Source organism: Streptomyces flavofungini (assembly GCF_041028215.1).
Classification (GTDB): domain Bacteria; phylum Actinomycetota; class Actinomycetes; order Streptomycetales; family Streptomycetaceae; genus Streptomyces; species Streptomyces flavofungini_B.
Map to the genome: position 1 here is coordinate 1 of NZ_JASKYR010000334.1, position 8,273 is coordinate 8,273.

An 8,273-nucleotide genomic window follows, 5' to 3' on the forward strand; every position below is an offset into this window, starting at 1 on the left:
GACGTCGTAGGTGTCGCGCAGCACGCGGTCGGCCTCGGCCGCGCTGGTGAAGTCCTCGACGACCTTCACCGGGATGCCCACGTCGCCGAGGGTGCGCGCGATCTCCCGCGAGGTGAGGATGGCGACGGCCTCGTCGGCCTTGCCCTTGGCCGAGATGGTGTCCGTCGCCTCGACGGTGACGTACCGGCTCCAGCCCCAGCGGTCCAGGACGCCTTCGAGGGTCTGTTTGAGGAACAGGCTGGTGCCGACCCCGTTGCCGCACACCGTGAGGATCTTGTGCGGCCCGTGGCCGCCGCGGGCCGCCTCCCGCCGCCGCTGTCCGGGCTCGGCGCCGCCACCGAGGAGCGCGTGCACGGCCCGCGGGGTGGGTGCCTCCCGCAGGGCGCGGGCCGTGTCGGGGTCGGCGAGCAGCCTGGCCAGGGCGCCCATCGCCGCGGTGTGCTCGGAGGCGTCCCGCGCGGCGAGACCGACGACCAGCCCGACGGGGTCGTTGGCCTCGTGCCCGAACTCCACGGGACCGGCGAGCCGCACCCAGGACATGCCGGTGCCGAGGACGGCGGGCGAGGGCCGCGCGTGCGCGAGGGCGAGACCGGGCGCGATGACGATGTACGGCCCGTTCTCCTCCACGTTCTCGATCATCTCGGCGGTGTACGCGTCCGTGGCGGCGCCGGTCGCGACCATCAGGTCACCGGCCCGCCGCACCGCCGCGCGCCAGTCGGCCGCGGGGGCGTCGAGGAGGACGGCTTCCACGGGGAGGATCTCGTTCAGCGCTGCCACGCACATGATTCTCGCCGACCGGTCCGGGTCGCGCAGGGCGGGTCCCCGGAACCGTGGCGCGGCGCGGCGGCCTCCGCTCAGCGGGACGCGCTGATCTCCAGCTCGATCACCAGCCGACGGCCCGTCATGCCCTTGGCCTTGGTCAGGCCGAAGTCGTAGCGGTCGACGACGGCCGTGCCGCGTGCGGTCAGCCGTCGCCCCTCGGCGGCGATCTCCCGGACCTCGACGTCGACGGCCCTGGTCACCCCGCGCACCGTCAGCCGCCCGTTCAGCACGGCCCCCCGACCGTGGCGCCGCAGCCCCGTACTCCTGAAGAGGATCTCCGGATGCCGGGCCGCGTCGAGGTAGTCCGCCGACCTCACGTGCTCGTCCCTGCGGCGCAGCCCCGAGTCGAAGGCGTCCGCGTGGAGGGTGGCCTCCACGGCCGACGCCTCGGCGGGCTCGGCCACCACGACGCTGCCGCGCGCCAGGCCGAACGTGCCGTGCACCGGGAAGAGCCCGAAGACCGACCGGGTGCGGAACCGCACCGTGGAGGCCTGCGTGTCGATGGTGTACGTACCGCTCTTCGGCGGGTCCTGCCGCCGTGTCTCCGCTCGCTGCATGGCTGCCACGCCTCCCGACGTACCGCTGGTGCCCGGATACCCAGCATGGGGCGGGGACGAGGCCGGACGACAGGGCGGGATGTCGCCTTCCCGCCGGTACAAATGTCACCGCCCCACCCGCGCAGCCACGCGGGACGTGCCCCACAAAGGGTGATGTCGCGCCGGTCGGATGGCCGCAGCGGCGATTGGCCGACGGGCCGGGGAGGAAGGACTGCGCCTGCCGCCGTGCGGCCACCACAGGCGCCCGCCGGGCCCCGCCCGGCACCGGTGCCGCCAAGAACGGAGACAGCTCAATGGCAGCAACAGCAGTCCGGCGCGGACGCCGCGCCCCGATCGGCGCGAGGGCGCTCGCCCTGGCCGCCGCGGTGGCACTCACCCTGGGCATCCCGGGTCCCGCGCACGCCGTGGACGCCCCTTCGTACGCGAGTGTCCCGGCGCCCGGGGACGGGCGGGCGCGCACCCTCTCGCCGTTCACCGGCCTGACGGCACGTCAGGGGCCGGTGCTCGCGGTGAAGTTCGACAACGCGCGCGCGGCCCGCCCGCACACCGGCCTCGACCGGGCGGACATCGTCTACGTGGAGAAGGTCGAGGGCGGCATGAGCCGCCTGATGGGCGTCTACTCCAGCAGCCTGCCCCCGGCCATCGGCCCGGTGCGCAGCGCGCGCGAGTCCGACATCGAGCTGCTGCGCCAGTTCGGCCGCCCCGCGCTCGCCTACTCGGGCGTGCGCAGCGCCGCTCCGATGTGTGCCGCCGCGCTGCTCAAGTGGCGGCGGGCGTCCTTGAGCTGGCCCTCCGTCACGCCGTGGTCCCGGGCCGCGTCGCGGATGTCGTCCCGGAAGCGGTCGAGGAGCCGCTCAAGGTCGCGCGCGGGGTCGCCGGTCGAGCCGGTCGAGTCCTCCGCGGCCCAGTCGGGCACGAAGCCGACGGGGACGGCGTCGGGGGCCGTGCTCAAGGCGGCCCCGGCCTCGGCCCTGGCGTCAGCTCCGGCCCTGGCGTCAGCTCCGGCCCTGGTCTCAGCTCCGGCCCCGGCCCTGGTCTCAGCCCCGGCCCTGGTCTCAGCCCCGGAGTCGGTCTCAGCCCCGGACTCGGTTCCAAGCCCGGACTCGGTTCCGGGTCCGGCGGGGGTCTCCGTCCCGGTCTCCGCCCTCGCCTCCGTCCCGGTCCCGCCCACGGTCCCGGTCCCAGCGGCGGTGGCGGACGTGTCCTCCTGCTCGGCGCGCGAGTCCGACGCGCGCGTGCCGGGCCAGACGCCGAACTCCTTGCCGAGATCCATGCCGAACTGGCCGAACTCCTTGGCCAGCTTCGTCAGCCCCTCCTCGACGCCCGTCGGCCAGTCGCCGCGTGCGGAGTGGCCCTCGACCTGCTCGCGGATGCGCCGGGCGATGCGCTGGACCTCCTCCTGGGCCAGGGTCCGCGCCCGGTCCTGGGCCTCCTTGGCCTCGCGGCGCGCCCGCTGCGCCTCGTCACGGGCCCGGCGGCTCTCGTCCTTGGCCCGCCGCGCCTGCTCCTTCCACTCCTGCTTGGCGCGCTTGAACTCCTCCTTGGCCTGGCGCCAGCCCTCCTTGTCGCCCCACGCGGCGTCGATGAAGTCGGCGGGGTCAGGGAACGCCTTGCCGGTGCCGCTCCCCGTCCCCGCGCCGCTTCCCGCGCGTGCCTCCTTGGCGGCGGCCCGCATCTCACGGCGCAGCTCGCCCGCCACGCCCTGGACGCCGTCCCGGATCTCCGCCGCCAGCTCGGCGACCGACTCGCGGATCTCCAGCTCCAGGTCGGCCAGCTCGCCGCTGCGGGCGGCCAGCTCGGCGCGGCCCGCGTCGGTGATGGCGTACACCTTCCTGCCGCCCTCCGTGGTGTGCCGGACCAGGCCCTCGGCCTCCAGCTTCGCGAGGCGGGGGTAGACGGTGCCGGCCGAGGGTGCGTACAGCCCGTGGAAGCGCTCTTCCAGGAGGCGGATCACTTCGTAACCATGGCGCGGGGCCTCGTCGAGCAGCTTGAGCAGGTACAGGCGCAGGCGGCCGTGGGCGAAGACGGGAGGCATCTCAGAGCACCTTCTTGTCGGTCGGGCCGTCGGCCGCGGCGGGGTCCAGCGGAGCTTCGTCGTACGGATCGTGGTCCATGGGGGGCCTGCGCAGGAGCGCGACCGAGCCGGAGACCGTGGTCGCCCTGAGGCGTCCGCTGCCGGTGCCGAGCCGTCCCGTGACGCGCTTGGCGCCCCACTGGCCGCTCACCCGCAGGTCCTCGAAGGCGTTCGACACCGCGCCGCTCGTGGTGCCCACCTCCACCTCCGCGTCCGCCGGGTGCGGCAGCCTGACCGCGATTTCGCCGGTCACATTGGTCAGGGCCACCTTGGGCGCGGCGCTCGCCGGGGCCAGGTCCACGATCACCGAGCCGCTCACCGAGTCGGCCCGCACGGAGGACCCCGCCGCCTCGGCGACGGTCAGATCGCCCGAGACGGACAGGCACCGCAGCTCGCCGGTGACCCCTTGTGTCTCGATGCTCCCCGAGACCGTCTCGGCGTGGACCGGGCCGGAGAGGCCCACCAGAGCGGTGGCGCCGGTGACGCCCCTGACCTCCGTGCGCCCCTCGATGCCGGAGACCATGGTGGTCGCGCCGACCGCCCCCACCTCGACGCTCGCCCCGGCGGGCACGGCGAGGGTGACCGCCGCGCTGCGCCGCCACCCCTTGAAGTCGAAGCGCTTGAGGAAGCCCTTCCACTGGAGGTCGTCATAGGCGACGGTGAGCACGCCGTCCCGCCGGCTCACCGTCAGGGGAGGGCCCTCGATCTCGGACACCTCCAGGCGTGCGGTGTCCTCGCCCGTGCCCACCACGTTCACCGTGCCGTTGATGACGCGGATGCGGAGTGCGGTCACCGGGGCGTCGAACGTGAGCTGCCGGGGCTCGGCGACGGACCACTCAGGCATGGCCTGACCTCCTTGACGGCGGACCTCGACGCGCCATATCGCGTCTTCTGCTATTCACGATATATCGCGGGTCGCGTAAGTCAAGGAGCAGGTGCTACTCGTCCTCGTCGTCGTCGAGCCGTGCCAGCCAGGTCGCCAGGCGCTCGACGGGGACCTCGAAGTCCGGGTTGAGGTCCACGAAGGTGCGCAGCTGCTCGGCGAGCCACTCGAAGGTGACCTCCTCCTCGCCGCGCCGCTTCTCCAGTTCCTCGATGCCACGGTCGGTGAAGTACAAGGCGTTCTCCGTCGAAGTGCGATGAATGTTCCCGCTCAGATTATCCGGCGGAAAACCGAAGGGCCCGGCCCCCGGGTGACGTGCACTCGGGGGCCGGGCCCAGCGGGCCGAACCGTCGGGACTAGGCCTCGAAGACCTCGTTCAGGAGCTGCTCCTGCTCCTGCTCGTGGCGCTTCTTCGAGCCGACCGCCGGGGACGAGCCGTGCGGCCGCGAGATGCGGCGCAGGCGCTCGCCGTGCGGGATGTCCGCGCCGACCGCCAGGTCCAGGTGGTCGATGAGGTTGAGGGCGATGAAGGGCCACGCGCCCTGGTTCGCCGGCTCCTCCTGCGCCCACAGGTACTTCTCGGCGTTCGGGAACTTGGCGATCTCCGCCTGGAGCTCGGCACCCGGCAGCGGGTACAGGCGCTCGATGCGGATGAGGGCCGTGTCCGTGGCGCCGCGCTTGGTGCGCTCCGCCTCCAGGTCGTAGTAGAGCTTGCCCGCGCAGAACACCACCTTGCGCACCGCGTTCGGGTCGACCGTCGCGTCGCCGATCACCGGGCGGAAGCCACCGCTGGTGAACTCCTCCGTCTTCGACGCGGCGGCCTTGAGGCGCAGCATCGACTTCGGGGTGAAGACGACCAGCGGCTTGTGGTGCGGGTTGTGCACCTGCCACCGCAGGAGGTGGAAGTAGTTCGACGGGAGGGTGGGCATCGCGACCGTCATGTTGTTCTGCGCGCAGAGCTGGAGGAAGCGCTCGATACGGGCGGACGAGTGGTCCGGGCCCTGGCCCTCGTAGCCGTGCGGCAGGAGCAGCGTGACGCCGGAGTGCTGGTTCCACTTCTGCTCGGCGGCCGAGATGTACTCGTCCACCACCGTCTGCGCGCCGTTGACGAAGTCGCCGAACTGCGCCTCCCACATCACCAGAGCCTCGGGGCGGGCCAGCGAGTAGCCGTACTCGAAGCCCATCACCGCGTACTCCGAGAGCAGCGAGTCGTAGACGTTGTAGCGCGCCTGGTCCTCGGAGAGGTACAGGAGGGGCGTGAAGTCCTCGCCCGTCTCGCGGTCGATGAGCACCGCGTGGCGCTGGCCGAAGGTGCCGCGGCGCGAGTCCTGGCCCGACAGGCGGACCGGGGTGCCCTCAAGGAGCAGCGAACCGATGGCGAGGGTCTCGCCCATGCCCCAGTCGATCGTGCCGTCCTCGACCATCGCCGCCCGGCGCTGGAGCTGCGGCAGCAGGCGCGGGTGGACGGTGACCCGGTCGGGGATGTTGACCTGGGACTCGGCGATCCGCTTCACGATCTCCTGGGAGATCGCGGTGTCGACCTTGACCGGGAACTCGGCCTCCGGGGCCGGGACCTCGGACTCGGTCGGCTGCGAGGTGGCCTCGCGGACCTCCGTGAAGACCTTCTCCAGCTGGCCCTGGAAGTCCTGGAGCGCCTGCTCGGCCTCTTCCAGGGTGATGTCGCCGCGACCGATGAGGGACTCGGTGTATAGCTTGCGCACCGAGCGCTTCTTGTCGATCAGGTCGTACATCAGCGGCTGGGTGAAGGCCGGGTTGTCCGACTCGTTGTGACCGCGGCGGCGGTAGCAGATGAGGTCGATGACGACGTCCTTGTTGAACGCCTGGCGGAACTCGAAGGCCAGACGGGCAACGCGGACGACGGCCTCGGGGTCGTCGCCGTTCACGTGGAAGATCGGCGCCTCGATCATGCGGGCCACGTCCGTGGCGTACATCGAGGAGCGCGAGGACTCCGGGGCAGCGGTGAAGCCGACCTGGTTGTTGATGACGATGTGGACCGTGCCGCCGGTGCGGTAGCCGCGCAGCTGCGACATGTTCAGCGTCTCGGCGACCACACCCTGGCCCGCGAAGGCCGCGTCGCCGTGCAGGGCGACGGGCAGGACCGTGAAGTCGGTGCCGCCCTTGTTGATGATGTCCTGCTTGGCGCGGGTGATGCCCTCGATGACCGGGTCGACCGTCTCCAGGTGGGACGGGTTCGCGGCGAGCGAGACCTTGATCTGCTCGCCGTCCAGGCCGGTGAAGGTGCCCTCGGCGCCCAGGTGGTACTTCACGTCGCCGGAGCCGTGCATGGACTTGGGGTCCATGTTGCCCTCGAACTCGCGGAAGATCTGGGCGTAGGACTTGCCGACGATGTTGGCGAGGACGTTCAGGCGGCCGCGGTGGGCCATGCCGATGACGACCTCGTCCAGGCGCGACTCGGCGGCGGAGTCGATGACCGCGTCGAGCAGCGGGATGACGGACTCGCCGCCCTCCAGGGAGAAGCGCTTCTGCCCGACGTACTTCGTCTGGAGGAAGGTCTCGAAGGCCTCCGCGGAGTTCAGCCTGCGCAGGATGCGCAGCTGCTCCTCGCGCTCGGGCTTGGTGGCGTGGGTGCGCTCGATGCGGTCCTGGAGCCACTTGCGCTGCTTGGGGTCCTGGATGTGCATGAACTCGACGCCGGTGGTGCGGCAGTACGAGTCGCGCAGCACGCCGAGGACGTCGCGCAGCTTCATCATCGACTTGCCGGCGAAGCCGCCGACCGCGAACTCCCGCTCCAGGTCCCACAGGGTGAGGCCGTGCTCGGTGATGTCCAGGTCGGGGTGCTTGCGCTGCTTGTACTCCAGCGGGTCCGTGTCGGCCATGACGTGGCCGCGGACGCGGTAGGAGTGGATCAGCTCGAAGACGCGGGCGGCCTTGGTGACGTCGTCGTCGTGCGAGGCGTCGATGTCCTTGAGCCAGCGGACCGGCTCGTAGGGGATGCGCAGCGCCTTGAAGATCTCGTCGTAGAAGTCCTGCTCGCCGAGGAGGAGGTTCGCGACGATCCGCAGGAACTCGCCGGAGGCGGCGCCCTGGATGACCCGGTGGTCGTAGGTCGACGTGAGCGTCATGACCTTGGAGATGCCGAGCTTGTTCAGGGTGTCCTGGGAGGTGCCCTGGAACTCCGCGGGGTAGTCCATGGAGCCGACGCCCATGATGACCGACTGGCCGGGCATCAGACGCGGCACCGAGTGGACGGTGCCGAGGCCGCCGGGGTTGGTCAGGGAGACCGTCACACCGGTGAAGTCGTCCATGCCCAGCTTGCCGTCACGGGCGCGGCGGACGATGTCCTCGTAGGCCTGCCAGAACTCGAAGAAGTTCAGCGTCTCGGCCTTCTTGATGCCCGCGACGACGAGCTGGCGGTCGCCGTTGGGCTTGACCAGGTCGATGGCGAGGCCGAAGTTCACGTGCTCCGGCTTGACCAGGGTGGGCTTGCCGTCCTTCTCCGTGAAGGAGTAGTTCATCGACGGCATGGCCTTGATGGCCTGCACCATCGCGTACCCGATGAGGTGGGTGAAGGAGATCTTCCCGCCACGGGCGCGCTTGAGGTGGTTGTTGATGACGATGCGGTTGTCGAAGAGCAGCTTCACCGGGACCGCGCGGACCGACGTGGCCGTCGGGACCTCGATCGAGGCGTTCATGTTCTTCGCGACGGCGGCGCTCGGGCCGCGCAGCGTCACGTACTCCGGCCCGGCGGGCGCCTCCTTCGCGGGCTCCGCCTTGGCGGCGGGCTTCGCGGCGGCGGGCTTGGCCGCGGGGGCCGGCGCGGCGGCCCCGGCCGAGGAGAAGACGAGCGACTGGTTCGCACCCCGCAAGCCCGCGCGCGAGAGCGGCGGGCCCGGCGGCGGCCGGTCCAACGGCGGCCCCTCGGCCCCCGGTTCGGGCGCTCCCGGCGCGCCCGAAC

General features: G+C 71.7%; 6 protein-coding genes and 1 pseudogene. 1 reads left to right on the plus strand and 6 read right to left on the minus strand.

Annotated elements, in window-relative coordinates; genetic code table 11:
• Together AB8Z36_RS22430 and AB8Z36_RS22435 are read right to left on the minus strand one after the other, a co-directional pair.
• Positions 1-777 (minus strand): PTS sugar transporter subunit IIA (locus AB8Z36_RS22430; RefSeq protein WP_369215153.1); only part of this gene is annotated, 777 nt, incomplete at its 3' end.
• Positions 778-854: 77 nt separating this feature from the next.
• Entirely contained in the window at positions 855-1,379 is a 525-nt protein-coding gene (locus tag AB8Z36_RS22435; protein WP_369215156.1) for a YceI family protein, read from the minus strand.
• 293 nt (positions 1,380-1,672) lie between these two features.
• Between AB8Z36_RS22435 and AB8Z36_RS22440 the strand changes: the two are divergent.
• Positions 1,673-2,053 (plus strand): annotated as a pseudogene (locus AB8Z36_RS22440) (DUF3048 domain-containing protein); the annotation flags it as partial.
• A 38-nt stretch (positions 2,054-2,091) separates the two neighbouring features.
• On the opposite strand, the gene AB8Z36_RS22445 reads toward AB8Z36_RS22440, so the two are convergent.
• The 4 genes from AB8Z36_RS22445 to AB8Z36_RS22460 all read right to left on the minus strand — a co-directional run.
• The gene (locus AB8Z36_RS22445) at positions 2,092-3,414 is read right to left on the minus strand and encodes a helix-turn-helix transcriptional regulator (RefSeq protein WP_369215154.1); all 1,323 of its coding nucleotides are present in this window, start codon (positions 3,412-3,414) and stop codon (positions 2,092-2,094) included.
• Between the two features lies 1 nt (position 3,415).
• Positions 3,416-4,297 carry a DUF4097 family beta strand repeat-containing protein gene (locus AB8Z36_RS22450; RefSeq protein WP_369215155.1) on the minus strand — a complete coding sequence of 294 codons (882 nt, stop codon included), beginning with the start codon at positions 4,295-4,297 and terminating at the stop codon, positions 3,416-3,418.
• Positions 4,298-4,391: 94 nt separating this feature from the next.
• Complete coding sequence (locus AB8Z36_RS22455) at positions 4,392-4,571, minus strand: DUF6104 family protein (protein WP_014048295.1); 180 nt, start codon at positions 4,569-4,571, stop codon at positions 4,392-4,394.
• A 121-nt stretch (positions 4,572-4,692) separates the two neighbouring features.
• On the minus strand, positions 4,693-8,273 hold a 3,581-nt coding region (locus AB8Z36_RS22460; protein WP_440581970.1), incomplete at its 5' end, for a multifunctional oxoglutarate decarboxylase/oxoglutarate dehydrogenase thiamine pyrophosphate-binding subunit/dihydrolipoyllysine-residue succinyltransferase subunit.